This is a genomic window from Lacrimispora amygdalina (assembly GCF_900205965.1).
GTDB lineage: Bacteria > Bacillota > Clostridia > Lachnospirales > Lachnospiraceae > Lacrimispora > Lacrimispora amygdalina_A.
Genome location: NZ_OAOF01000014.1, coordinates 94,185 through 116,162, shown reverse-complemented (window position 1 = coordinate 116,162; position 21,978 = coordinate 94,185). Strand labels below are relative to the sequence as shown.

The window sequence follows — 21,978 nt, the reverse complement described above, 5'->3', positions numbered from 1 at the left end:
CAGGAGGAACAGGATGAAGCGATTAACTGGTATAGTAATCTTCCTGCTGACTATGATATGCTTATCCGGCTGTGCAGGAAGGGCGCCTGAAGAACATACAGAGAGCGGAAAGCTTTATCAGATCTACTATTTGAATTCGGCTATGACCAAAATGGAGCCTCAGCAATATACTATGCCTGAGAAGCCTTCAGATGATCCGGGAACGGATACAGATTGGAAAATTAAAAATCTTATGATGCAGCTCCGCAACGTACCAAAGGATCTGGACCGGCAGGCAGCAGTACCGGACAAGGTGGGGTTTGAGAAGTATAAGCTGGAGGATACGGTTTTATACCTGTATTTTGATAATAATTACGCCATGATGAACAGCACCAGGGAGATTCTGTGCAGAGCGGCTCTGGTCAGAACATTAACACAGATTGACGGGATCGCATACGTGACGATCTATACAGCAGAGCAGCCTCTTCTGGATAACGCAGGAAATCCCATCGGGCCTATGCAGAGTACGGATTTTATCGATAACATCAGCAACGTTAACTCATTTGAAAAAACAGAGCTTTCTTTATACTTTTCGGATGAAAATGGGGAAAAGCTGGTTCGCGAGACAAGAGAAGTGGTTCATAACATCAATACTTCTCTGGAAAAACTGGTTATTGAACAGCTGATAGCTGGTCCAAGCAGGCCGGGATTAAACCCAACACTGCCAAAGGACACCAAGCTGTTAAATGTATCTGTGAATGAAAATGTTTGTTATATTAATTTTGACTCTTCATTTTTAAATAATACTTTGGATGTAAAGGAATACATTCCCATCTATTCCATTGTGAATTCACTGGCTGCGGTATCATCTGTCAATAAGGTCCAGATCACAGTCAATGGTTCCCAGGAAGTGATGTTTCGGGACTCCATTTCCCTAAACCAGTTGTTTGAGCGGAATCTGGATTATAATGAAGAGAATGAGGAATCTACAGAAAATACAGAAGAAACAGGAGGAACAAATTAATAAAACGTCCATTATGTCTGATCGCAGGGGGATTTGTACTTGGAGAGACTGCCGTACTGCTGGCTCTGACATCTTGGCTTTTTCTTCCGGCGCTGATTGCCGCCGGGATGATTTTTTGTGGTTGCAGAAGAGGCAGAACCCCGCTTTGGGTCTTTCTGCCTCTGATTTTTTTCTATCTGGGAGCGGCACGTGCTGACGCGGAAACGGAGAAATGGAGAGAGCGGGATAAGATACTTGATCAAATCTCGTCTTGTTACACAGAAGCTCAGGGAAGAATTTCCTCCATTGAGGAAGATGAGGGAGAGGCACAGCTCGTATTAAAGCATAACCGGTTGAGAATATTCCGGTTCGGTAAATGGGAGGCAGTTCCTTATGAAGCTTCCGGGCTGTTGGTTTCCCTGAAAAAAGAAAACGGTCCTTCCTGGGAACAATTGGGGATCGGGCAGACCGTAACAGTACGCGGAGAGATCCAGCTTTTTTCCCAGGCAAGAAACCCCGGAGAGTTTGATTTTAAAAATTACTATCAATCCCAGGGGCTGGATTGCCGCCTGTCTGCGGAGGAGATCCAGGTTACGGATCCTTCCAAATCACCGCTATTGGAGTATCTGAGAGGTCTAAAGATGCGAAGTAAGGAGCTTCTCTACCGGGATGCATCAAAAGAGGATGCCGGGATTTTCGCTGCTGCAGTACTGGGAGACAAAATGGGAATTTCCAGTCAGATTAAGGATCTGTATCAGAGAAACGGCATTGCACATCTCCTTGCTATCAGTGGTCTTCACATGTCACTCATAGGTCTGTCCTTCTACAAACTGGTGAGAAAGGCAGGAGCTGGTTTTTGGGAAGCTGGTCTTGTGAGTACGGGTCTCCTTATTTTATACGGCATGTTAACCGGTGCAAGCCCTTCTGTTATAAGGGCAGGTATAATGATGAGTGCCGGATTCTATGCTGCCTGTCTTGGCAGAACATACGATTTATTATCTGCCGCTTCGATGGCTCTGCTTTTTCAAGGTTTTTATTCCCCGTATCTGATTATGCAGGGAGGCGTTCAGCTGTCTTTTGGTGCTGTTTTTGCAATTGGAGGAGCAGCTCCTTATCTTAGCAGCTGGCTGGGAAAGGAAGGTCTGTCTGCCAGGAGTTTTTCTGCCTGCTTCGCTGTCCAGATGATTATTCTGCCTGTAACGGCCTTTCATTTTTATCAGATGCCTCCTTACGGTCTGGTACTTAACCTTCTGGTAATTCCCCTTATGGGAGGAGTTCTTAGTTCCGGTCTTGGGGTGATTGTTTTTGGTACCTTAAGCCCTGTTTTGGGAACTGCGGCTGCAGGAACCGGGCATTATATACTGTCTCTTTATGAGATCCTATTAAATGCCGCAGGCGGGCTGCCTGGGAATAATCTTATTTTGGGAAGACCTGGCTTGGTGGTGCTTGCTGCTTACGCGGTATTTCTTACAGGTAGTATGGTTATTATTGGATTATTAAAAAAGAAAGCGGATAAATGGTTAATTCCGTATTGGGGGAAGCTTTTTTTCTTAATGGGAATTTACCTCCTGTCTATAGTGATTTTTCTGCCTCGCCCCGTAAAGGGGCTGGAGGCTTGGTTTCTTGATGTGGGGCAGGGAGATGGAATTTTACTGCGGACAGAAGACGTATGTATACTGGTTGATGGCGGCAGCTCTTCAAAGAAGTCTCTGGGAGAGTACACACTTGCTCCCTGTTTAAAATCTCTTGGTATTTCTGTAATTGATTACGCATTTGTCAGTCATGGGGATCTGGATCATTTAAGCGGAGTAAAATACCTTCTGGAAAATAATGAAGACATACGAATCGGGAATCTGTTTCTGCCTTATCATGGGAGAGACGATGAATCCATTCAGTCCCTGGATGCGCTGGCAGGAAAGCGGGGAACCAGTGTGCGGTATATAACTGGAGGAGATTATATGAGAATCGGAGCGCTTTCCATTACCTGCCTTTATCCCGGCAAAGAGGAAACCCCGGCAGATACCAACGGAGAATCCCAGGTCCTTAAAATGGACTACGAAAATTGCCATATACTGTTTACCGGAGATATGGGGGAGACAGAGGAACAGCGCCTTCTTGGAAAGAAAGAAGGGAATTACCTGGGGGAAGTAAATGTTCTGAAAATTGCCCATCACGGCTCTAAGTATTCTTCCAGTGAACCGTTTCTTGATGCAGTATCTCCCCATTGGTCTGTTATTTCCTACGGTCAGGGTAACTCATACGGACACCCTCATAAAGAAGTGTTAAACCGTTTGAGTAAGCGGAACGTTACGGTTTTTCAGACGGGAGAGAGCGGAGCGGTCAGACTGGTAACGGATGGAAGCAGGATTGGTTTTTCAACTTTCGTTGACGGAAACCGGAAGGCTGGGTATAATGAAAGATAGGAAAAGGAGAGATACATTACATGCAGACGCTGAATCAGGATATTAAGGATCGTAGTTTTAAGCCGGTTTATCTTTTATACGGGGAGGAAGCCTTTTTAAAAAACAGCTATAAAAATCAGCTCAAATCGGCTATAACCCAGGGAGATACCATGAATTTCAATCAGTTTGGCGGAAAGTCCATTGATGTAAAGGAGCTGATCAGTTTAGCTGATACCATGCCATTTTTTTCTGAGAAGCGAATGATATTGGTGGAAGACAGCGGATTTTTCAAATCCCCGGCTGAGGAGCTGGTTTCTTACCTTCCCCAGATTCCGGATACAACCTGCATGGTGTTTGTGGAATCAGAAGTGGATAAAAGAGGCCGAATGTTTAAAAAGATAAAGGAACTGGGCTATGCGGCAGAGATGGAGCGTCAGGATATAGGCCAGCTTGCTAAATGGGCGGGAACACTTCTCTCCAGAGAAGGAAAGAAGGTGACAGGGCAGACCATGGAACTGTTTCTGAGTATGACCGGAGACGATATGGAGAACATCCGGATGGAGTTAGAAAAACTAATCAGCTTCACCCTGGGACGAGAAGTGATAACGAATGAAGATGTAGCGGCAATCTGTACGGAACGGACTGCCAATAAGATATTTGAAATGGTTAATTCCATCGTTAACCGACAGACAAAAAAGGCTCTTGCGCTTTATGAAGATTTACTCACATTAAAAGAGCCGCCCATGAGAATCCTGTTTCTCATAGCCAGACAGTTTAATCAGCTGCTGCAGGTTAAGGAACTGATGGGAAAGGGGATGGACAAGAGTGGTATCGCATCTAGGCTTAAAATACCGCCTTTTGCGGCAGGTAAACTGATGCCCCAGGCCAGAACTTTTTCAAAGGAGCAGATTCTCTCCTATGTGAATACCTGCGTGGAGGCTGAAGAGGCAGTAAAGACGGGGCGGCTTTCGGACCGTCTGGCAGTGGAGCTTTTACTTACGGCAGCATATTAAGAAAACGGGTTGTATAAAAACTGAAAACCAGGAGAATAAGGAACGGCTGAGTAGTTCCTTATCACTCCTGGTTTTCCTGTTTACTTTGGAAAAAAAAGATATCTTCAACATCCTTGTCTCCACTACAGAGCAACTGATGGGCAGCAATAGTCTCCAGAGTGTCACTAAGCTGATTGAAAATACTACTTAGCAGAGCAATTTCAGCGGCAGAGCGGTCTTTCGCCAGGCAGCAGGCGATGGATGACACAAGCGCTACGAGTTCACAAGATTGCATGTAAGATCACCTCTGGATAATATATGATAACTATGCCTATAATACGATAAAAAAAACTATTCAATCATTTTATAGATATTAAATGGCTCAAAAAAGATTAAATAGCAGTCCTTCTGCAAACCTTTCCCGTATTTTGTGTGATAGCATTCCAGTGCTTCCAGCAAAAATTCTTCCGTTACATCTAAGTGCTCTGCGATTTCATAGCTATTCCGGCATCCGGCTTCTTTAGCCGTAACCAGCTTTTCCAATGTAATCATCTTGTTGTAAGCCCACAGACGGGCGGTACGCTCCTGTTTCCGGTTAGAAACATCGGACTGGTCCAGAATGTTTCCGGCAGTGGTGTAATAATGTCCAAGCTCTTCCGCCAGAACGCAGGCCTTCTGGCATCCGGGCATATTCTGCCGGATCAGGATATGATCTCCTCTGATCCGTCCATCATTTGCGACTAACGGTTTTTCTTTAATCAGAATTCCATCAGATTCTGCTTCTTCTAATAATATGTCATAATTCAAACAAATCACCTCAACGAGTTTATTCTTTATTCATCGAAAAAGGCATCATCATACTGCTTCATTTCTTCTGTCACTTCGATATCTGTCCGTTCATGAGCGGCAACCGGCTGTAAATAAGACCGGGGATCTGGCTTTATCGGTTGTACAACAGAGCCGGATTTGGAATACTGGGGGATGTGTACCATTTCACTAACCCTTTTTAATGCTTCTTTCTGTCCATAATCATTCAGCTTTTGAAAATTATTCAGCATTTCTTTTGCGGATTCGCCAAGGGTGGTATTCTCTGTCTCCTCCCATCCCATAAGAAAAGCGGGAGTTGTTTTCAGCGCTTTTGCGATGGCAGTTATCTTAGACTGGGGAAGTCCTCTGCCGTCCACTTCTATCTTGTTAATGGAAGAACGGGATTTATAACCCGCCTTTTGCGCAAGTTCTTCCTGAGACATTCCCAGTTCTTCCCTTCTTTGTTTTATGATCTGACCGATGTCCATAGGATCACCTCCTTAAATGTATTATACCATGCAGTAGAACTGTGTTCAACAAAAAAATAGAAAAGTGTTGACAAAACAGAAACAACAGAGTATGATTGTGGTGTAGACAAAAAGACTACAAGAAAGGAGGAAGAAATGACAAATACGGTTCGGCTAAATGAGTTAATCAGAAAATCCGGGCTGAAAAAGGGGTGGATTGCAGACAGGCTTCACTTATCCTGCTATGGGTTTCGGAGAAAGTTATGGAATAAGAGCCAGTTTAAGGCGGGGGAGATCAAATTGCTGTGTGAATTGCTTGGGATTGCGTCGTTAGAGGAAATGAGGGATATTTTTTTTAATGATGAAGTAGACAAAAAGACTACAAAAACAGAAGAGGGGTGATGGTTGATAATGTATAGCCAGATTATGGATTCTGTAATTGGAAAGCTGAATGTTATTTTTCCTGATAAAAAAATTGTGTCAGGTCAAATAGAAGAAGGGGAAAAGGAATCCTGTCTTGAAGCCGGTATCTCACAGGTGTCGGAAAAATGTGTCAATGGAAACCGATACTGTTGTTCCATAGGACTATTTGTTAATTACCATCCAATGGATACAGAAGAGTCCTGTCAAGACCAGTATCATGTTCTGGAATTGTTAATGGAGCATCTGGAATTTGTTTCTATGGAGAATGGGATGTCTATGGGCTGTGTCAGCAGAAATGGTAAATTTGAAAATGGAAAATTGATTTTTCAGGCGGAATACCAGATGTTTTTCTTGAAAAATAAGGGGGAAGACGTGTCCATGGAGGACATAAGGTTAAAGTAAAGAGGTAATTTATGACTGAGAATGGTAAAAAAAGAGATATTGCTGCAAATTCATCACGTTATACAAAGAAACAGTTAATTTGTTCGGAAAGGTACTGCAATCAAAGCGACTTACTGTGTGCACTTCTGGAAAATGGTAAGACTTATACATTTGCAGAAGCGGATGAAATAATGATTCGATTTAAGAAAGGAAAGGTAAAAGTATGTTAGGTGGAGGTAATTTCAAGATTCAAAATAAGGTGTTTCCTGGTGCGTACATAAATTTTATTAATCGTACAGCTTCTGGGGCAGCTATGGGAGGCAGAGGAACAGCTGCAATCCCCATGAAACTAAGCTGGGGTCCTGAAAGAGAGACTTTTGAAGTTTCAGCTGAAGAATTTCAGAATAACAGCAAAGAATTATTTGGTTATTCATATGATGCAGAGGAAATGCGCCCCATCAGAGAATTATTTCAAAATTTAAAGAAGGGTATTTTTTACCGGTTAAATTCTGGTGTGCAGGCCTCCTGTGATTATGGTACAGCAAGATATTCCGGCATACGAGGAAATAGTTTAATGATTGTTATATCAAAGAACGTTGATGAAAATTCAAAGTACGATGTACGAGTCATGTTTGATGGCAGAGAAGTGGATGCGCAGACAGTTTCCGAAGCCGCTGAACTGAAGGACAACCATTACGTAACGTTTAAGAAAGATGGAACACTTGCAGAAAATGCTGGTCTTACGCTTTCTGGCGGCACAGATGGCAGTGACATAACTGGTGAAGATTATTCAGAGTTTCTCAGTGCTGTAGAGAGCGGTTCATTCCAGATTCTTTGCTGCCCTTCCCAGGATGAGAGTGTAAAAGCCTTGTTTGCAGCATTTACAAAGAGAATGAGAGATGAAGTTGGCGTAAAATTCCAGACAGTTTTACATCAGTACGCCAAAGCGGACCATGAGGGAATTATTTCGGTGGAAAATGAAGCAGAGGAAAGTGCAGCAGGTCTTGTTTACTGGGTTGCGGGTGCTGAAGCTGCATGTGAGATTAACAAAACCATAGAAAACAGAAAGTATAACGGGGAATATACCGTTAAGGTTCCTTATACTCAGGCTCAGCTGGCGGATGCAATAAAGGCCGGAAAATTTCTTTTCCATAAAGTTGGAAGTGAGATCCGTGTTCTTACCGATGTTAATACATTTGTTACCTATACAGATGAAAAGGGAGAAGATTTTTCCAATAATCAGACTGTCCGTGTTCTGGACCAGATTGGTAACGACATTTCCGAACTTTTTTCTTCCCGTTATCTTGGAAAAATGCCAAATGATAATGGAGGGCGTATCAGTCTTTGGAATGATATTGTTACTTATGGAAAGCATCTGGTTGCTTTAAGAGCAATTGATGATTTTGACACAGAGGCAGTTACTGTGGATAAGGGGGATGGAAAACGATCTGTTTTAGTTAATTTTCCAGTTCAGCCGGTTAACTGTATGAGTATTTTATACATGACAGTCGTTGTTTCATAAGAAAGGAGTAATGAATTATGAGTAATATAACTATGAATGCATGGGATGCAGTCAGCGCAACAAAGGCGGAGTGCTTTATAACAATTGAAAATGAGCGGTACAATTTTATGCAGGCTTTGAATCTGGAAGCTAAAATTGAGAAGGTGAAATCTGAGATCCCCATTCTTGGACGTGCCATGAAGGGGAATAAGACTGTTGGTATGAAAGGGACCGGATCCGCAAAATTTCACTATAACACAAGTATCTTCCGCGACATTTTATACCGCTACCAGCAGACCGGAAGAGATATTTACTTTGATATCCAGGTTACAAATGAAGATCCTGCTTCCAGCGTGGGAAGGCAGACGGTTATTTTAAAAAATTGTAACATTAATGGCGGTATTATTACCAAATTCGATGCATCCGGAGAATATTTAGAGGATGAATTTGAATTTACTTTTGAAAGCTGGGAGATGCCGGAACGTTTTGGATCAATTGCTGGAATGCAGTAAGAAAAAAGGAGATTAATTATGGGAGATTTAAGTTGCTTTTTAAGTCAGAATGCTGTGAAAGCGGAAAATGAAAAATTTGTAGCATCGAAACGATTTGTTGGTCAGAAGAATAAGCCGGTGGAATGGGAAATAAAAGCCATTACTTCAAAAGAAGACGAAGCACTGAGAAAAGAATGTACGAAACGGGTACAGGTGACCGGTAAAAAAGGACAATATACGCAGGAGACAGATTACAATCTCTATCTTGGAAAATTGGCTGCGGAATGTACTGTATACCCTAATTTAAATGATAAGAGCCTTCAGGATTCTTATCATGTGATGGGAGCAGATGCACTGTTAAAGGCAATGCTCACTGCAGGAGAATATGCAGGCTATCTGGAACGGATTCAGCAGGTAAATGGATTTGATACAACTCTGGAAGAACAGGTAGAAGAAGCAAAAAACTGATAGAAGGAGGCGATATGGAAGCAAATATTGCCTACTATTGCCTCCATAAGCTTCATAAGTGGCCCCATGGATTTTTAAGTCTTGACCGGTATGAAAAGGCGTTTATCATAGCAGCAGTCAATCTTAAACTGGAAAATGATAAAAAACAGGCTCAAAAAGCAAAATCAAAGCACAGATAGAAAAAGGGAGGACGTCTTAACGGACGTTTTCCCAATAACAAAAGGAAGGAGGTAGTGGTGTGGCAACAGCAGAAAACTCGATACAAATTGTGGATGGAGCGACTCCTGTACTGCAAAGAGTCAGCAATTCTATAAAGATTACCGCCCGCCTGATGCGCAGCTTACAGATGGCTTCATCTAATGCGCTGGCATTACCGGGAATGCAGATGTGGGAATCTTCTCTGGCGGGGATGCGTATCCAGTATGACCGGGTAGAAGAGACTATGTATAAAGTGAAGAATCAACAAGACGAGTTAACAGAGAGCGCAAGTGAGAATACAAAGGAAATGGAAAGGCTGAAAAAAGCCTGGGAAAAAGTGGTCTCTGTAGCAAAGAATATGGGAATAAACACAAGTCCTATGGAGGTTTTTAACCAGGCTAATGATCGGAAGGCTGCTGGTAATGTTATTCAGAATAGAACTGGCTTACAGGGACCGGAACTCAAAGCAGCAGAAAAAAGTGCATCTAATCTCTACATTGATAATTTAAGCCCCAGTCTGGACTCTGCAGCCCAAAGTCTGTCTGCAGTTAATCAGCTTACAGGGCAGACGGGAAGTGGGTTAGAGCAGATCACCCGTGCAGGACTGCTGATGCAGGATACGTTTGGGTATGGTCTGACAGACAGTATAAAATCTGCAGGAATGTTAGAGCAGCAGTTTGGAATATCCGGTGCGGAAGCGTTCGATCTGATTATTCAGGGAACCCAGGCAGGGCTTAATAAGAACGGGGATTTGCTGGAGACAATTAATCAGTATTCATCCAGATTTAAAAGCCTCGGTCTTGGCGGTGCTGAAATGTTCCAGGCTATGATTAATGGTGCTGAAAGCGGAGGAATCTCAGTGGCTTCACTTGGAGATGCAGTAAGTGAATTCTCAAAACGTGCTGTCAGCGGAGGTAAAGATTCCAGTCAGGGATTCTCAGCTCTGGGACTTGATGCAAATAAGATGACAGAAGCATTCAGAGGCGGGGGAGAGACAGCGAAGCAGGCATTCCAACAGACAATGAACGCCTTGAACAACATGGAAGATCCGGTTAACAGGAATCTGGCCGGTGTACAGTTGTTTGGAGAGGCATGGAAAAATATTGGAAGCGATGGAGTTACTGCACTTACTGATTTAAGTGGATCCGTAGAGTTGACAAAGAGTCATCTGGAGGAGTTAAACAGGACAAAGTATGATGATGCGGCAAGTGCTCTCAGTTCACTTGCAAAAACAATAAATGTGGGATTAGCCGGTCCAATTGGCGGAGTGGTAGATTTTGTAACAAAAAGCATCCAAGATTTTACGTCAGGCTTGCAGGGGGATGTGGAAAATATCAGTGGAATATTTGGTGTAATTGGTTTAGTTGCGGGAGAGATTGGAAATTACATTGCAGAATCATGGTCCGTCTTACAACCTGTTATCCTGGGAATTATTGCAGCGCTGGTTGTTTACAATGCAGTTCTGGGAGTTGGCTGGCTGACGATGATTGGGAGTGCGGCTGCAACTGCCTGGAGTACGGTCTGCAGCTGGGCACAGGTAGCAGCTACTACAGCACAAACAATTGCTACGGAAGGTTTAAATGCGGCTCTTGCGGCTTGCCCTCTGACTTGGATCATAATACTGATCATTATGTTAATCGCTCTGTTTTATGCCGGAGTAGCAGCAATTAATCAGTTTGCCGGAACTTCTTATAGTGTAACAGGAATCATTGTTGGAGTATTCTTCATGGCATTAGCAGCTATTAGCAATATACTGATGGCTATGGCTGAACTGGTTTTTGGAGTAGTTGAATTTATGTTGAATCCATTTATTATACTGGCCAATTTTATAGCAAATGTGTTCCGGGATCCAATTGGAGCAGCCGTGCATCTATTTGCAGATTTTGCAGATCAGGTTCTGGGACTCATTCAGAAGTTAGCAAAGGCTCTGGATCTGGTTTTCGGCACTAAGATGGAAGCAACGGTATCAGTTTGGAGAGAAGGCGTTTCTGACTTTGCTGATAAATTTGCAAAAGAACATGGGAACGGTAAATATAAAAAAGAGTTTGAAACTATGGATTTAGGTGAAAAATTCAATTTCCAACATATAAATTATGAAGATAGTTTCAAAACAGGTGATAAAATTGGTTCAAATATGGAAGCTGGTGCTAAAGATAAATATGAGAATTTCAAAACTTTTTTAAAGCAGCAGGATCCTACAGAAAATACAGATAACAAGTTGGATTCAAATGAAAATATTATCAGAAATACAGGTGATACGGCAATGAGTACAGCAGCCATGGCAGATTCTATGGATGTTGTAGATGAGGAATTAAAATATATGCGGGATGCAGCAGAGCAGGAGATTATCAACCGGTTTACTCTTGCTGAACTGAAGGTGGATGTAAATAATAACAATACCATAAAAAATATTACGGATTTTGATGAATTAAACCGCAGACTATCTGATGTAACTGGTGAGATATTAGCATCTGCAGCGGAAGGAGTGGGTTAATATGTCTTATGAAATATATATAGATGATATGCTGCTTCCCCTGCCGCCTGAAAAAATCCCGGTTAAATATAATGGTCAAAATCAAACGGTAAGTCTAATCAATGGAGAAGAAATAAACTTAATTAAGCCATCTGGTCTGGCAGATATAAGCCTTGATATCATAATTCCGCAGATGGATTACCCGTGTGCAGTATGGGATGGTAGTATAGACAACGCAGAAGGTTTTTTAGAAAGGCTTGGTCAATTAAAAAAAAGCAAGAGACCATTTGAATTCATAATAATTCGTCAGGGACCATCTGGAGAAAGTCTGTTTGATACCAGTATGGATGTAACGCTTGAAGAATATCAGGTGTCTGATGATGTGGGAGAGGGACTTGATGTAAAGGTTTCTCTTTCCATGAAGGAATATAAACATTATGGCACTAAAATTATGAACTTCACTATTGTAGATGACAAACAGGAGACGGATTCTTCACAAGATGGTACAAAGAGGCAGGGGGAGCCGCAGACTCAAAAAAATTATACAGTGACAAAAGGAGACTGTCTGTGGTCAATCTCAAAAAAGCAACTTGGAAATGGGAACCGATGGCAGGAGATTTATCAGTTAAATCAGGATAAAATCAAGAATCCGAATCTTATTTATCCTGGACAGGTTCTGATTATACCGTAAAGGGAGGAAGGAATTGGAGGCACATTTATATATTCAAAACGGTCAGACTGTATATGAACCAGTGGTGGAAGGAGCCATTTCCTGGGTACTTCAGCGAAGAGGCCAGCCTGGTAAGTGTTCCTTTACATTGATCCCTGACAGCAATCTTGTAATAGAAGAAGGGAATACAATACGTCTTGACGTTAATGGAAAATCAGTTTTTTTCGGATTTATTTTTGAACGGAGCTGGAATCATGATGGAAAGATGAAGGTCACCGCATATGATCAGCTTCGCTACTTAAAAAATAAAGACTCCTACAATTACACTAATTTAACAGCAGGTGAAGTGATTCAGATGATAGCACAGGATTATCATTTAAACGTAGGTGAATTGGAAGATACAGGGATATCATTTTCCAGAAATGAAAAGGACAAGACTTTGTTTGACATTATTCTGAATAACTTAGACCTTACCATGATCCGTATCGGACAGATATACACATTTTATGATGATGCAGGCAAACTGGCCTTAAAAAATATGGAGAGTATGATACTTGATATTCAGATAGATGATACGACAGCTCAGGATTATGATTATAAGGTAAGTATAGACAGCAATACCTATAATCAGATCAAGCTTTATTACGATGATACTGACAGTAAAAAAAGAGAAATTTTTATGACAAAAAACTCCGAATCCATTAATAAATGGGGAATTCTCCAAAAAGATGAATCCATTGAAAAAGGAGTAGATGCCCAGTCAATCGCGGAAAGATATCTGAATTTATATAATCGACCTTCAAGAACCTTAACAATTAAAGATGCATTTGGAGATATCCGTGTAAGAGCAGGCAGTCTGATTCCTGTAATATTAAATGTCAATGATATCGGTCTTAAAAATTATCTTATCATTGAATCCGTTACCCACAAGATAGCGGGAGGGATACATACAATGGATTTGACATTGAGAGGAGCAAAAATAAGTGGCTGATACTATTTGGGTAGATAACATAAAGAAAATTGTGTTTCAGGCAATGGAAGCGGCAGACCCTTGTGATGTAATAGCTGGAACAGTTGTAAAAGAACATCCGGTTGAAATTCAAATTAGTCAAAAGACTATATTAAACCAGAATCAGATACTATTGACAGAACAATTTTTGGAACATAGGGAAATAATGGATATTCCTGGAGTGGGAGAAGTTGCAGTTACGGTAAAAAACACATTAAAATCGGGAGATCATGTGCTGTTAATCCAGAAAAAAGGAGGTCAGCAGTTTGTGGCCATTGGAAAGTGGTAAGAAAGGGGGAGTAGAATGATTCCGGTAACGGGCAATATATTGCAGCAGGATTTTAATATAATACAGCAGCCATCAACAACATTTTATCTGGATATAAAAAATAAGCGGATAAATGGAAGTGTGGATGGATCAGATGCAGTGAAACAGGCAGTTTATTGTATTTTAAATACAGAGCGGTTTGAGTGGCTGATTTACAGCTGGAATTATGGAGCTGAGCTTAATCATTTATTCGGTAAACCCTCTGGATTAGTAAAGACAAAAATAAAGAAGAGAATCCGTGAGGCACTTCTCCAGGACGACCGTATTCAGAACGTGGATCATTTTGAATTTGAAATGAAAGAAAAAAGTCTTCACGTAACATTTACTGTCAACTCCATATTTGGTGACTTAAGAATAGAGAAGGAGGTGAATACCTGATGTATGAAAGTATGACATATGAAGTGATATTAAAGAGGATGATGGACCGTGTTCCAAATGGACTGGATAAAAGGGAAGGATCTTTGATTTATACAGCACTTTCTGCGGCGGCAGCTGAAATGCAGATTGTATACATAGAGTTTGATACGATATTAAAAGAAACATTTGCCCAGACAGCCTCCAGGGAGAATCTGATCCGCAGAGCGGCAGAACGGGGGCTGCAGCCAACGGAAGCTACCAGGGCAGTATTAAAAGCAGTAGCAGTTCCTGATACAGTTCTTATAAAAAAGGGGGAACGGTTCCGCCAGGGCACTTATTACTATACTGTTTCAGAAAGTATGGGTAACGGTACATTTCAGGTAGTCTGCGAAAAAGCCGGAGAAGAGGGAAATCATCAGTTCGGCAGGTTGATCCCTGTTCAGAATATTTCCGGTCTTACTTCTATGGAAATTACAGAACTTCTTATACCTGGGGAGGAGTCTGTAGATACGGAGGTGTTTCGGAAGAATTATTTTGATTCTTTTGAGAAAAAATCGTATGGGGGAAATAAACAGGATTATATTGAGAAAACAAATGGAATTGCAGGAGTTGGGGCAACGAAAGTTACCAGGGCATGGGATGGTCCTTCTACAGTAAAATTGACCATATTGGATTCCGACTGCAACAAGGCCTCGGATGTGTTAGTGCAGACAGTACAAAATATAATGGACCCAGCAGAAACGGCTAATGGAGATGGTCTGGCCCCTATTGATCATCGGGTTACTGTTGTTTCAGCTGAAGCTGTGCCGATACAAATCAGTACTGCTTTAGAAATTAATGAAAACTACACGTTGGAGGCATTAAAAGAACTGATTAATAAGGCGGTAGAAGATTATTTAAAAGAAATCAGAACTTCCTGGGAGAGTATGGGCGATTATGGGTGTATAGTTAGAATTTCCCAGTTGGAATCTAAAATTTTATCAATAGAGGGAATCTATGATATTAAAAACACAAAAATAAATGGACAAACGGTAAACCTGGAGTTAAATCCGTATCAGATACCGGTAAATGGAGGGGTGGCAATTGATTCGTGAAGTTGATTTATTGTCTTATATTCCTGATTTTTTACGAGAATACATGGAAATGAGTGTGATTCAGAAGGTAATCCAGCCTGAAATCCAGATTCTGGAAGATGAAACAGAAGTACTTTTTGACAATCAGTTTATAAACAGCTCCGATGAACGGAATATAAAACGCTATGAAACAATGCTCAAGGTATACCCACAAAGTGGAGACACGCTGGAAGACAGGCGTTTTAAAGTTTTATCAAAATGGAATCGGATGATTCCATATACCAGGGCAACTTTAGGAAAAAAATTGTCAATGCTCTGTGGGAATGATGGCTTTTTCATGGAAATAAAACCGGAAAAAATAATTATTGTACGTGTTGCATTGAAGAGTAAACGGAGCTTTTCAGAAGTGGCTGAACTGCTGGAAGAATTTACTCCCTGCAACATGGTGATAGATTTAGATCTTCTTTATAATCAGCATGGACTGCTGAAAAATTATACCCACAGGCAATTAGCAGCGTGGACTCACGGTCATATACGAAACGAGGTGCTTAATAATGAAAAATGAAACGAAGAATTATAAATTTCCCAAACCAGGGGAAGACGATTTCTATGATATAAATGAGTACAACGGGACATTGGATTCAATTGATGAGGAACTTATGAATCAGGAACAGAAAAAACTGGATAAAACAGGAGATTCCTCGCAGACAGTTACCACATTTGAAGAAGAGGTGTTACGGGAAAATCTTGAGTCCGGGGAATCCTTATCGTTAACTCATGGTAAGATAAAAAAATGGTTCTCTGAAATGAAGAATATCGCATTTTCAGGACGCGCATCGGATATTGAAACGGATGGGGCGAATCGGTTTGTTTCCGATGGAGAAAAAAAGGACTGGAATTCAAAAGTATCGGCTGATGGTGATATCTCAGATACTAAAATTAAATCACTGGATTCCGTTTCATCTGAATTTCCTGTTCCGGAAGAGGGGGAAAGTTCCAGACAGTTTTTTGGGAAAGTCAGGAAGTTTATACAGGATTATAATAACTTTAAGACTGGTATCATCACAGTGGGGAAGTTGGTAAATAATGGGAGTACGACTGCGGGAGGGTATGCTCTTGATGCGAGGTATGGGAAGACGTTGTTTGATTTGTATAATAAATTAAATAGTGATTTGCAGGCGTTGAGTTTATATTCTGATGTGTCTTATTATGTGGCAACAACTGGATCAGATACAATAGGTGATGGTAGCGAAACAAGTCCATATGCCAGTATTACAAAGGCATTAAGCGTAGTACCAAAGGACTTAAGTGGATGCAAAGCAACAATATTTATATCTGATGGTACATATAATGAAAATATCACAATTCGTGGTTTTGATAACGGACAATTGGTTTTGCGTAGGCAAGGAGATCTGGTATTAAATTCACTTTGCAATGCGGGTTCAATTGCTATTAATACATGTGAATCTATATCAGTAATAGGGCTTAATTTCACTACTGAAAATGTAACAAGTATGTATGTAGATCGGTGTAAGTTTGTACTTGTTGAGGCTTGTCAATCTATTGTCAGTGCGCCTAGTAATCCTTCGTTTAGTTTTGATTACACGCCAACAGTTAGGATTACTAATTGCCGATCATTAAACCACGCTATTTGTTTAAGATCATATAGTTCATACATATATTCTGGTAGTTGGTCTAATAGTGTTGGTAATCAATACGGGACTTATGTAGGAGGTGGAGGTCAAATTTTTAAAGGCGATATGTATCAAACTACCGGTACGACACTAGATGATTATTATGTATCTGGTGGTATTGTTGCTAGCAATTATGGAGCTAAAATTGGTACATTAAGATATGATTTGACATTATATGTGGCGACTACGGGATCCGATATAACAGGTGATGGTACAAGTGAAAATCCATTTAGGACCATACAGCACGCGGTAGATATACTACCCAAAGATTTAGGTGGACATACTGCAACAATTATAGTTGCTAACGGTGTTTATTTCGAAAGATTGCAAGTTGATAGTTTTCATGGGGGTATTATATACATAAAAAGTAACGCTGAAACTGTTTCTGATGAAGTGACTGTATCATACGTTAACATAAACTACTGTTCCGCGTTAACTATAATAAGTGGTATCAAGATTAACAATAGTGATGATGATGCTTCTATTAGAGTGACTAGTAATTCAAATGTATTATTAAACAACCTGAAAATAACTACACTTGCACCTACCAAAATGGGCATACGATGTGGTGAATCAAATCTCGTTAGAATTGCGGGTTGTGATATCACAGGAAAGTTACAAGCAGTAGCATGTGTCAATACACAGGCATATATGCAAAATTGTACTGGCGCAAATAATTCATATGCTTGCAACACCTCTGGCGCATCAGTACTACATATCTTGGGCACATATCCTGGAAGTACATATGGATTGATGCAAACTTCTGGTGGTATGATAGTAGATACAAATGGTACTCAGATTTCAGGCTTGATAACTGCGGGTTTATCTTGTACGTGGGGGACATTAAAAAGTGGATATGTAAGACATGGAAATTTGAATGGTATGGCTATGGTATCAATATGCCTTGAAGTAACAACAACAACCACACTAACTTCTGGAACAGTATATTCAATTACTGGATTTCCAAAACCAATTACAGTTAATGATATTGCGGTAGCTTCAAATACGCCACCGACCATTAATAGCTGGCTCCAAAGTTCGACAGGATATTTGCAAATGTCTGCAAATGTTCAAAAACCAGTTGGTACAGTTATTCAATTAAGTGTAACTTATCCAACAAACTCATAAGGGAGGACTTAATATGAATCAGGAAACAATAAAAGTAGGCAAAATCACCTACAACATTGCAAACGGCATCTGCAGCCTCACCTGTCTGACAGTGGAGTGGCAACAGTGGCCATTATTATCGGATCAAATATAATAATGATTTAAGTAAAAAACTTGCTATAACTACATTTAATATACATAAAACTACTGGTGATCATGATGGTCGATATAGGCAGAGATTAATGTTAAATTTAATAGTCTTACAAAAGTTGTATCAACAAGTTATACAGGAAATGGCTCTGGCCGCAGGATAATATCAATAAATTTTAATGTCTACAACCTTATAATAAAATCCCAAAATAGTATTAATATCTTTGGGGGTGATGGAGGAGACGGTTACTATGTGGTTACATAATAATGTAATCAATCTGGTGTAATATATTTTATAATACTTTTTGGTATAGCTAAATGATCATTTATATTTGCCAGCATAGACCAATTATTCCAAGTACCGGCATACCCAGAACGAGCTGCGATTGTATTAATTCCTCCTCCAGTTGCAATTTGTGTTTATAGGTTGATGCAATTGGAAAATCTATTATAAATCCTTGATTTGTATTAACATATAACCCTTGCTTATATGGAGTGTTTTGCGTATTTGCATCCCAGCGCAGTATAGACACGCCAAAATTTTTAAAAATAGAGTTGCAATCGGCTATTGCAGTTGCATCAGAAACCAAACTACCTAAATCACTACTCAATATAATCCTTTTCCAACCTGAAAACCCACTATCTTCATAATAATTTGCTTGATAGATATTATTTTTAATTTATTTACATCTGAAAATTTAAAATTAACCCTATAGATAGTAAGTTTTACAATTTCTAATAGACCCCAATATTTAGGACATAAGGTCTGAAAAGCAGGCGTATCATCAGCTACTCTTATGAATAAAACACTATTATCAGCCATTGCATTAATCACATCAACTATGGAAGTGGGGTTTATTAGTCCCAGTTGCTCTGGCGTGGTATAAAATTTCATACCGTTTAAATCACTACTTAAATTATAAAAAATGAAGATTATATGTTTTTAAAACATTAATCAAAATTGAGGAGAATCAATATGAAAAACACCTTATGCACCCTAACAGGTATACTTGGCAGCATAATCACAACGCTATTCGGCGGCTGGGATACTGGTATTGCCACTTTAATTATGTTCATGGCAATTGACTTCATATCCGGAATTGTAGTAGCCGCCATTTTCCATAACAGCAAAAAAACAGAGACTGGAACATTGGAATCAAAAGCGGGCTGGAAAGGTCTGTGCAGAAAATCCATGACTCTACTTTTTGTTTTAATTGCTCATCGTCTTGATTTATCAATTGGGACTACATACATTAGAGATACTGTAGTTATCGGTTTTATGGCGAATGAGCTTATATCCATAGTAGAAAATGCCGGGCTTATGGGAATTCCTCTACCGGCAGTTTTAACAAAGGCGATTGATTTACTAAATCAGAAATCACAGCCCTCATAATAAAAATTCACCCAACAGTCTCTTTCATGGACAAACCTATATATAAACGGTACACCTTTAAACATTCCTTCATATATTAATAAAAAGGGACAAGGTGATAACCATGGTAAAAAGCGAATCAACCAAAGACATGAACCGCATAGAACTTATCGGAATACAGGAAAATCTGAAAAATTCCGATCATACAGAAATTGAAGGTTCCGGGAATCCTTTGACGCAGACGACATGGGATTCTCGGGAAGAAGGGAGGGGATTTAAGTGGAAATAAACAAACTTATAACCCCATATAACTACAGCAACGGCGAGTTAAGCCGTATTAAATATATTGTTATTCACTATGTAGGGGCACTGGGAGGAGCAGAAGCAAACTGCAAATACTATGCTTCCCAGTATGTTGGAGCCAGCGCCCACTACTTTGTAGGCTTTTCCGGGGAGATCTGGCAGTCCGTAGAGGACAAAAACATCGCATGGCACTGCGGAGCCAAATCCTACATCCACCCGGAATGCCGCAACAGCAACAGCATTGGCATTGAACTGTGCGTCAGAAATAAAGGCAGCCAGTCCGATACAAGCAGAGACTGGTATTTTGAAGATGCAACCGTTGCATCCGCAATAAAACTGACCAAGCATCTGATGGAACAGTACGGGATCAGAGAAGATCACGTAATCCGCCACTACGATGTGACCGGTAAAATCTGCCCCAATCCTTACGTATACAATCACACAAGCCATACCTGGGAAGATTTTAAAGAATCCCTTGTATCTGCTGCAGAAGTAAAATCCGGATGGATGCAAGAGGAAGACGGCTGGAGATTCTATTTAGGAAACACGGGAGATTATGTAAAAAACGACTGGTATCAGGATGGAGAAGACTGGTACTGGTTTGATGATGCCGGATATATGGTAAAGGACACCTGGAAGACCGGAAGTAACGGCAAATGGTATTATCTAGGAGATACCGGAAAAATGGCAAAGAACCAATGGGTGATCTGGAAGGAAGAGCTTTACCGGTTAACGGCTGACGGAAGTATGTACGAAGGAGAGATGCGTCTGCAGACGGATAAAAATGGCGCACTTCAAACTTTATAAAAATTTAGCGGAATCAGACCGGTAAAGGCTGATTCCGCTAAACCAAAAAATCCCATTCAGCGGGTTAGTCTGAATGGGATCAATATCGTTTATGAATTAAGCCATAGCGTTAACAGCTTTAGAGATTCTGGATACTTTTCTGGAAGCGTTATTCTTATGATATACGCCTTTGGTAGCAGCTTTGTCGATCTCTGTAATAGCACTTACTAATGATGCCTGTGCAGCAGCCTTGTCACCGGCATTAATAGCAACTTCCACTTTCTTAATGGATGTTTTCACTTTGGATCTGATTGCTTTGTTTCTAGCAGCCTTAGTTTCGTTAACTAAGATTCTTTTCTTTGCAGATTTAATGTTAGCCAATCTGTACACCTCCAATAAAATGTAATATGATTTATTCTTTGTTTTGCATCAAAGCCTGGACACGGACAGTTCAATGTAAACATACTTTTATATTTTAACGAATTTCAATACAGATGTCAATACATAATTCCTGCTTTTTTGCAGAAAATACCTTAGAAATACTGGAAAGGAGGAAGAAATGGAAAACACATTTGAAGTGCGTACAGACCTTGCGGTTGAAGAAAAAGAAAGCTTTCCTGGTGACGGCGGTGAAATATCGGGAGTATCCTTACGGGAATGGCACCGTTCCAACAGCCGGATTAAAATGACAGAGGTAAAAATTCTTGATGAAAATGGATCAAAGGCGATGGGTAAACCCATTGGAACCTACATTACTCTGGAGGCAGACCAGCTGTCTTTAAAAGACGAGGATTATCACAGGGAGGTGTCACAAGAACTGTCAGCCCAGATCTCCAAGCTGCTGGAGGGAAAGGATTTCAAAAAACCAAATTTTCACGTATTGGTGGCAGGACTGGGAAATTCTTCCGTAACTCCGGATTCACTGGGACCAAGAGTGCTCAATAATCTTCAGGTTACCAGGCATTTAAAGGTTCAGTATGGAGATGAATTCTGGCAGGGAAAAACCATGCCAGTGATCAGTGGAATCGCCCCGGGCGTTATGGCACAGACCGGAATGGAGACTGCTGAAATCTTAAAAGGCATCATAAAAGAAACGAATCCGGATCTCATTATTGCAATTGATGCGTTAGCCGCAAGAAGCGTAAAGCGTCTTGGTACCACCATACAGTTAACAGATACGGGAATTCATCCAGGTTCCGGAGTAGGAAACCACCGTCACAGCTTAACAGAAGAAAGCTTAGGAGTACCGGTCATGGCTATTGGCGTTCCCACCGTGGTAGGAGCAGCTGCCATTGTTCACGATACGGTCACAACCTTGATCAGAGCATTGTCCGATAATATGGAAACCAAGGGAATGGGAGATTTTGTGGAAAATTTAAATTCCGATGAGCAGTATGATCTGATCAGAGAGCTGTTGGAACCGGAATTCGGGCCGCTTTATGTGACCCCTCCGGATATTGACGAAACGGTGAAAGAATTGAGCTTTACCATCTCAGAGGGAATCCATATGACCTTTCTGGGACAGGAAGTTTCGTAGTAAACGG

The 21,978-nt window shown here is 40.7% G+C and carries 27 protein-coding genes; 21 read left to right on the top strand and 6 right to left on the bottom strand.

Annotated elements, in window-relative coordinates; genetic code table 11:
• The first annotated feature begins 13 nt into the window (after window positions 1-13).
• Genes CRO04_RS17845 through holA form a run of 3 tightly spaced genes read left to right on the top strand, consistent with a single transcriptional unit; the run spans window position 14 to window position 4,397 of the window.
• Window positions 14-1,003 carry a GerMN domain-containing protein gene (locus tag CRO04_RS17845; protein WP_097005598.1) on the top strand — a complete coding sequence of 330 codons (990 nt, stop codon included), beginning with the start codon at window positions 14-16 and terminating at the stop codon, window positions 1,001-1,003.
• A complete protein-coding gene (locus tag CRO04_RS17840; RefSeq protein ID WP_334293627.1) occupies window positions 1,003-3,405 on the top strand; it encodes a DNA internalization-related competence protein ComEC/Rec2 in 2,403 nt (800 codons plus the stop codon). The genes CRO04_RS17845 and CRO04_RS17840 overlap by 1 nt, the downstream gene beginning before the upstream one ends.
• Before the next feature lie 20 nt (window positions 3,406-3,425).
• Window positions 3,426-4,397 carry a DNA polymerase III subunit delta gene (holA, locus tag CRO04_RS17835; protein ID WP_097005596.1) on the top strand — a complete coding sequence of 324 codons (972 nt, stop codon included), beginning with the start codon at window positions 3,426-3,428 and terminating at the stop codon, window positions 4,395-4,397.
• Between the two features lie 61 nt (window positions 4,398-4,458).
• Here the strand turns inward: holA and CRO04_RS17830 are convergent, their stop codons facing one another.
• The 3 genes from CRO04_RS17830 to CRO04_RS17820 are packed head-to-tail and all read right to left on the bottom strand — an operon-like array spanning window position 4,459 to window position 5,671.
• Window positions 4,459-4,671, bottom strand: a complete 213-nt coding sequence (locus tag CRO04_RS17830) for a DUF6774 domain-containing protein (RefSeq protein WP_097005595.1) — start codon at window positions 4,669-4,671, stop codon at window positions 4,459-4,461.
• Between the two features lie 56 nt (window positions 4,672-4,727).
• A complete protein-coding gene (locus CRO04_RS17825) occupies window positions 4,728-5,183 on the bottom strand; it encodes an ImmA/IrrE family metallo-endopeptidase (RefSeq protein WP_097005594.1) in 456 nt (151 codons plus the stop codon).
• A gap of 26 nt (window positions 5,184-5,209) precedes the next feature.
• On the bottom strand, window positions 5,210-5,671 hold the full coding sequence (locus CRO04_RS17820; protein ID WP_097005593.1) for a helix-turn-helix domain-containing protein: 462 nt from the start codon (window positions 5,669-5,671) through the stop codon (window positions 5,210-5,212).
• A 135-nt stretch (window positions 5,672-5,806) separates the two neighbouring features.
• Between CRO04_RS17820 and CRO04_RS17815 the strand changes: the two genes are divergently transcribed.
• Genes CRO04_RS17815 through CRO04_RS17750 form a run of 15 tightly spaced genes read left to right on the top strand, consistent with a single transcriptional unit; the run spans window position 5,807 to window position 17,844 of the window.
• A complete protein-coding gene (locus tag CRO04_RS17815; protein ID WP_097005592.1) occupies window positions 5,807-6,052 on the top strand; it encodes a hypothetical protein in 246 nt (81 codons plus the stop codon).
• A gap of 9 nt (window positions 6,053-6,061) precedes the next feature.
• Window positions 6,062-6,475 carry a phage tail terminator family protein gene (locus tag CRO04_RS17810; RefSeq protein WP_097005591.1) on the top strand — a complete coding sequence of 138 codons (414 nt, stop codon included), beginning with the start codon at window positions 6,062-6,064 and terminating at the stop codon, window positions 6,473-6,475.
• Window positions 6,476-6,486: 11 nt separating this feature from the next.
• Window positions 6,487-6,684, top strand: a complete 198-nt coding sequence (locus CRO04_RS17805) for a hypothetical protein (protein ID WP_097005590.1) — start codon at window positions 6,487-6,489, stop codon at window positions 6,682-6,684.
• A complete protein-coding gene (locus tag CRO04_RS17800) occupies window positions 6,678-7,976 on the top strand; it encodes a phage tail sheath family protein (protein ID WP_097005589.1) in 1,299 nt (432 codons plus the stop codon). Before CRO04_RS17805 ends, CRO04_RS17800 begins: the two co-directional genes overlap by 7 nt.
• A gap of 17 nt (window positions 7,977-7,993) precedes the next feature.
• Entirely contained in the window at window positions 7,994-8,467 is a 474-nt protein-coding gene (locus CRO04_RS17795; protein WP_097005588.1) for a phage tail tube protein, read from the top strand.
• Window positions 8,468-8,485: 18 nt separating this feature from the next.
• Window positions 8,486-8,914: a phage tail assembly chaperone gene (locus CRO04_RS17790; RefSeq protein ID WP_097005587.1), complete on the top strand. Its 429-nt coding sequence runs from the start codon at window positions 8,486-8,488 to the stop codon at window positions 8,912-8,914.
• Between the two features lie 14 nt (window positions 8,915-8,928).
• On the top strand, window positions 8,929-9,093 hold the full coding sequence (locus CRO04_RS26360; RefSeq protein WP_166432604.1) for a hypothetical protein: 165 nt from the start codon (window positions 8,929-8,931) through the stop codon (window positions 9,091-9,093).
• A gap of 59 nt (window positions 9,094-9,152) precedes the next feature.
• Window positions 9,153-11,606, top strand: a complete 2,454-nt coding sequence (locus tag CRO04_RS17785; protein WP_097005586.1) for a phage tail tape measure protein — start codon at window positions 9,153-9,155, stop codon at window positions 11,604-11,606.
• Between the two features lies 1 nt (window position 11,607).
• Window positions 11,608-12,276 carry a LysM peptidoglycan-binding domain-containing protein gene (locus CRO04_RS17780; protein WP_097005585.1) on the top strand — a complete coding sequence of 223 codons (669 nt, stop codon included), beginning with the start codon at window positions 11,608-11,610 and terminating at the stop codon, window positions 12,274-12,276.
• Window positions 12,277-12,289: 13 nt separating this feature from the next.
• Window positions 12,290-13,246, top strand: coding sequence for an XkdQ/YqbQ family protein (locus tag CRO04_RS17775; RefSeq protein WP_097005584.1), 957 nt, complete (start codon window positions 12,290-12,292; stop codon window positions 13,244-13,246).
• Complete coding sequence (locus CRO04_RS17770) at window positions 13,239-13,553, top strand: DUF2577 domain-containing protein (RefSeq protein WP_097005583.1); 315 nt, start codon at window positions 13,239-13,241, stop codon at window positions 13,551-13,553. Before CRO04_RS17775 ends, CRO04_RS17770 begins: the two co-directional genes overlap by 8 nt.
• A gap of 15 nt (window positions 13,554-13,568) precedes the next feature.
• Window positions 13,569-13,970, top strand: coding sequence for a DUF2634 domain-containing protein (locus tag CRO04_RS17765; RefSeq protein WP_097005582.1), 402 nt, complete (start codon window positions 13,569-13,571; stop codon window positions 13,968-13,970).
• On the top strand, window positions 13,970-15,043 hold the full coding sequence (locus CRO04_RS17760) for a baseplate J/gp47 family protein (RefSeq protein ID WP_097005581.1): 1,074 nt from the start codon (window positions 13,970-13,972) through the stop codon (window positions 15,041-15,043). Before CRO04_RS17765 ends, CRO04_RS17760 begins: the two co-directional genes overlap by 1 nt.
• Window positions 15,033-15,587 carry a putative phage tail protein gene (locus tag CRO04_RS17755; protein WP_166432603.1) on the top strand — a complete coding sequence of 185 codons (555 nt, stop codon included), beginning with the start codon at window positions 15,033-15,035 and terminating at the stop codon, window positions 15,585-15,587. The genes CRO04_RS17760 and CRO04_RS17755 overlap by 11 nt, the downstream gene beginning before the upstream one ends.
• A complete protein-coding gene (locus tag CRO04_RS17750) occupies window positions 15,577-17,844 on the top strand; it encodes a hypothetical protein (protein ID WP_097005579.1) in 2,268 nt (755 codons plus the stop codon). The genes CRO04_RS17755 and CRO04_RS17750 overlap by 11 nt, the downstream gene beginning before the upstream one ends.
• A gap of 455 nt (window positions 17,845-18,299) precedes the next feature.
• Here the strand turns inward: CRO04_RS17750 and CRO04_RS17745 are convergent, their stop codons facing one another.
• Both CRO04_RS17745 and CRO04_RS17740 read right to left on the bottom strand, forming a co-directional pair.
• Window positions 18,300-18,584 (bottom strand): hypothetical protein, encoded by a 285-nt coding sequence (locus tag CRO04_RS17745; protein ID WP_097005578.1) that lies wholly within the window; start codon window positions 18,582-18,584, stop codon window positions 18,300-18,302.
• On the bottom strand, window positions 18,581-18,868 hold the full coding sequence (locus tag CRO04_RS17740; RefSeq protein WP_097005577.1) for a hypothetical protein: 288 nt from the start codon (window positions 18,866-18,868) through the stop codon (window positions 18,581-18,583). Before CRO04_RS17740 ends, CRO04_RS17745 begins: the two co-directional genes overlap by 4 nt.
• Before the next feature lie 81 nt (window positions 18,869-18,949).
• Here CRO04_RS17740 and CRO04_RS17735 point away from each other — a divergent pair, with 81 nt between their 5' ends.
• Together CRO04_RS17735 and CRO04_RS17730 are read left to right on the top strand one after the other, a co-directional pair.
• Complete coding sequence (locus tag CRO04_RS17735; protein WP_097005576.1) at window positions 18,950-19,366, top strand: phage holin family protein; 417 nt, start codon at window positions 18,950-18,952, stop codon at window positions 19,364-19,366.
• 258 nt (window positions 19,367-19,624) lie between these two features.
• Window positions 19,625-20,455: an N-acetylmuramoyl-L-alanine amidase family protein gene (locus CRO04_RS17730; protein ID WP_097005575.1), complete on the top strand. Its 831-nt coding sequence runs from the start codon at window positions 19,625-19,627 to the stop codon at window positions 20,453-20,455.
• A 96-nt stretch (window positions 20,456-20,551) separates the two neighbouring features.
• Here the strand turns inward: CRO04_RS17730 and rpsT are convergent, their stop codons facing one another.
• A complete protein-coding gene (gene rpsT / locus CRO04_RS17725; protein WP_097005574.1) occupies window positions 20,552-20,815 on the bottom strand; it encodes a 30S ribosomal protein S20 in 264 nt (87 codons plus the stop codon).
• 178 nt (window positions 20,816-20,993) lie between these two features.
• On the opposite strand from rpsT, the gene gpr reads away from it, so the two are divergent.
• On the top strand, window positions 20,994-21,971 hold the full coding sequence (gpr, locus tag CRO04_RS17720) for a GPR endopeptidase (RefSeq protein ID WP_097005573.1): 978 nt from the start codon (window positions 20,994-20,996) through the stop codon (window positions 21,969-21,971).
• Window positions 21,972-21,978 lie beyond the last annotated feature (7 nt).

What these genes read in the sequence shown, in the direction of transcription:
- CRO04_RS17740 (WP_097005577.1), bottom strand. Translation starts at nt 18,868, where the DNA reads ATGAAATTTTATACCACGCCAGAGCAACTGGGACTAATAAACCCCACT.
- CRO04_RS17795 (WP_097005588.1), top strand. Translation starts at nt 7,994, where the DNA reads ATGAGTAATATAACTATGAATGCATGGGATGCAGTCAGCGCAACAAAG.
- CRO04_RS17845 (WP_097005598.1), top strand. Translation starts at nt 14, where the DNA reads ATGAAGCGATTAACTGGTATAGTAATCTTCCTGCTGACTATGATATGC.
- CRO04_RS17750 (WP_097005579.1), top strand. Translation starts at nt 15,577, where the DNA reads ATGAAAAATGAAACGAAGAATTATAAATTTCCCAAACCAGGGGAAGAC.
- holA (WP_097005596.1), top strand. Translation starts at nt 3,426, where the DNA reads ATGCAGACGCTGAATCAGGATATTAAGGATCGTAGTTTTAAGCCGGTT.
- CRO04_RS17800 (WP_097005589.1), top strand. Translation starts at nt 6,678, where the DNA reads ATGTTAGGTGGAGGTAATTTCAAGATTCAAAATAAGGTGTTTCCTGGT.
- CRO04_RS17765 (WP_097005582.1), top strand. Translation starts at nt 13,569, where the DNA reads ATGATTCCGGTAACGGGCAATATATTGCAGCAGGATTTTAATATAATA.
- CRO04_RS17760 (WP_097005581.1), top strand. Translation starts at nt 13,970, where the DNA reads ATGTATGAAAGTATGACATATGAAGTGATATTAAAGAGGATGATGGAC.
- CRO04_RS17780 (WP_097005585.1), top strand. Translation starts at nt 11,608, where the DNA reads ATGTCTTATGAAATATATATAGATGATATGCTGCTTCCCCTGCCGCCT.
- CRO04_RS26360 (WP_166432604.1), top strand. Translation starts at nt 8,929, where the DNA reads ATGGAAGCAAATATTGCCTACTATTGCCTCCATAAGCTTCATAAGTGG.
- CRO04_RS17735 (WP_097005576.1), top strand. Translation starts at nt 18,950, where the DNA reads ATGAAAAACACCTTATGCACCCTAACAGGTATACTTGGCAGCATAATC.
- gpr (WP_097005573.1), top strand. Translation starts at nt 20,994, where the DNA reads ATGGAAAACACATTTGAAGTGCGTACAGACCTTGCGGTTGAAGAAAAA.
- CRO04_RS17830 (WP_097005595.1), bottom strand. Translation starts at nt 4,671, where the DNA reads ATGCAATCTTGTGAACTCGTAGCGCTTGTGTCATCCATCGCCTGCTGC.
- CRO04_RS17810 (WP_097005591.1), top strand. Translation starts at nt 6,062, where the DNA reads ATGTATAGCCAGATTATGGATTCTGTAATTGGAAAGCTGAATGTTATT.
- CRO04_RS17820 (WP_097005593.1), bottom strand. Translation starts at nt 5,671, where the DNA reads ATGGACATCGGTCAGATCATAAAACAAAGAAGGGAAGAACTGGGAATG.
- CRO04_RS17815 (WP_097005592.1), top strand. Translation starts at nt 5,807, where the DNA reads ATGACAAATACGGTTCGGCTAAATGAGTTAATCAGAAAATCCGGGCTG.
- CRO04_RS17790 (WP_097005587.1), top strand. Translation starts at nt 8,486, where the DNA reads ATGGGAGATTTAAGTTGCTTTTTAAGTCAGAATGCTGTGAAAGCGGAA.
- CRO04_RS17805 (WP_097005590.1), top strand. Translation starts at nt 6,487, where the DNA reads ATGACTGAGAATGGTAAAAAAAGAGATATTGCTGCAAATTCATCACGT.